Consider the following 1,404-nt stretch of genomic DNA (forward strand, 5'->3'; position numbering starts at 1 on the left):
GGCTCTTCCCTTTTTAGTGTGTAAGGATGTCTTTGATTCTTCCGGAGTGGATGAGGCTTCGTTGGCGGTAGTGTTCGAAGTTGTCGAATCCCATGGCGATGCCGCGCAGGGTCTCGAGGCGGCCGTTGATGGCTTCGGTGGGTCCGTTGGACGAGTGTCGGTGCGTGAAGTAGGCCGGGATGTCGGCGCGGCGTCGTTTCAACGTGCGCCCCAGGGATCGCAGCTCGGGGCAGCGGCGTGTGGCTGTCGGTTCGGCCAGCGCGTCGATGAGCGCGCCCATCATGCGTCGGCCCCGGCGCGGGTCCTTGTGCCGGTAGCAGGCGATGATGCGCTGGTAGGCGCCGTGCGCCAGTCTCAGCGCGTCGTTGACGGGGTCGGCGAGCAGTGCGTCGATGCGTTCCCTCTGGCGTGGGGTGCGCAGCGAGGCGGTCTTGAGCAGGGCGCGCCGGCAGTCGTAGAGGCGTTCGCCCTTGACGCCGCGCCGGCCCGTGGCCTCGCGTTGCAGGCGGCAGCGCACCATGGTGAGCCTGCCGGCGGCCAGATGCACGACATGGAACGGGTCGATGACCTCGACCGCCGTGCGCAGCATGCGGGCGGCGGCCTGCTTCCATCCGGAGAACGCGTCCATGGCCACGACCTCGACGCGGTCGCGGAAGCGTGCGCCCCGCGCTTCGAGCCAGTTCGCGAACGCTTGCGCCGAACGGCCCGGCACCATGTCCAGCAGTCTGGCCGGTCTGCCGTCGGCGCGCGGGGTCAGGTCGACGATCACGGTCACGTACCGGTCGCCGGATGCGCCGTGGCGCCACACGTGCTCGTCCACGCCGATGCGCGTCACCGCCCCGTACGGGTCGGATTCGGACAGGACCCGCATGCCGGCCGCGCGCACCGCCCGGTCCAGCGCGTTCCACGAGCAGCCCAGCGTGCGCGCGCATGCCGCCACCGACGCCGACTCCAACGCGACGCGGCGAAGCGCCCAGTCCACCGCGGCCCGCGACAGCAGCGTGCGTCCCGACGCCAGCGCCCCCAGGTCGTCGTGCCACATACGCGCGCACGCGACGCACTCATAGGTGCGCACCCGCACCTTCAGATGGATCGCGTCCGATCCCAGGGGCACGTGCACGACGGTGCGTTCACGCGAGGTGCGCACCCTGCACATGCAGCCGCACGAGACACACGCCCGCGCCGATTCGTCCCCCGTGTCACAGCGGATCTGCCACACGCCCGAACCGTCCCCGCGACCAAGAAAACGCATGGACCGGGCGCGAAGACCCAACCGATCCAGCCCCAACAGGCGCTGACCATCGAACACGCTAAAATCAGGGACAGGCCGTGCCCCATTCTTTTTATCATTCACACAACAAATGATGGAGCACGGCCCTTACACACTAAAAAGGGAAGAGCCGC

General features: G+C 68.4%; 1 pseudogene. It reads right to left on the reverse strand.

Going from position 1 to position 1,404, the window contains the following annotated elements:
• Positions 1 to 13: 13 nt before the first annotated feature.
• A pseudogene (locus D2E22_RS10405) lies at positions 14 to 1,338 on the reverse strand (ISL3 family transposase).
• Positions 1,339 to 1,404 lie beyond the last annotated feature (66 nt).

It is taken from the genome of Bifidobacterium castoris (assembly GCF_003952025.1).
Lineage (GTDB): Bacteria > Actinomycetota > Actinomycetes > Actinomycetales > Bifidobacteriaceae > Bifidobacterium > Bifidobacterium castoris.